Source organism: Mycobacterium sp. E2989, from assembly GCF_001667595.1.
Lineage (GTDB): Bacteria > Actinomycetota > Actinomycetes > Mycobacteriales > Mycobacteriaceae > Mycobacterium.
On record NZ_LZJX01000085.1, the window covers coordinates 1 to 854 of the forward strand.

General features: G+C 68.4%; 1 protein-coding gene. It reads right to left on the reverse strand.

Translation table 11 applies throughout. The features are described 5' to 3' along the window. Positions 1-854, reverse strand: an 854-nt coding sequence (locus tag A5680_RS14975; RefSeq protein ID WP_156675120.1) for a non-ribosomal peptide synthetase, incomplete at both ends; no start/stop codon positions are given.

Below are 854 nucleotides of genomic sequence, written 5' to 3' on the forward strand. Positions count from 1 at the left end.
GATGCTGTCGCCGCCGAGTTCGAAGAAGGAGTCGTCGGTGCTGACGCGCTCGAGGCCCAGGACGTCGGCGTAGATGCCGGCCAGCAGGTCTTCGGTGGGGGTGTGCGGGGCCCGGTAAAGACCGGCACTATATTCGGGGGCCGGCAGGGCGCGGGTGTTGAGTTTGCCGTTGGCGGTCAACGGCAACGCCTGCAGCCCGACGATCGCGGTGGGCACCATGAACCCCGGCAACCGCTGGGCAAGCCCGGCCCGCACCGCGACCGGATCGGCAGTGCCGGTGATGTAGCCGACCAGCCGCTTATCACCGGGGCGGTCCTCCCGGGCGATCACCACCGCCTGCTCGACACCATCCAAAGCGCCTAACGCCGTTTGGATTTCACCCAGCTCGATGCGATACCCGCGAATCTTGACCTGCTCGTCGGCGCGGCCGAAGTATTGCAGTTGCCCGTCGTTGTTCCAACGCACCAAATCGCCGGTGCGATACATCCGCGTGCCGAACCCGCCGAACGGGCAGGCCACAAATCGCGACGCGCTCAGCCCCGCCCGACCCAGATACCCGGTAGCCACACCGGATCCGGCCACGTACAACTCCCCGACCACCCCCTCGGGAACGGGGCGCAACGACTCGTCGAGCACGAACAGCGCCGCGCCGGACACCGGGGACCCGATCGGTGGTATCCCAGAACCGGCCTGCAGGGGGCTGCTGATCGCCACACACATCGTGGTCTCCGTCGGCCCATAGGCATTGACCAGTACCCGACCCGGCGCCCAGCGATCCACCACCTCCGGTGGGCAGGCCTCCCCGGCCAACACCAGCGCCACCCCGTCCAGGCCGGCCGGATCCAGCATCGCCA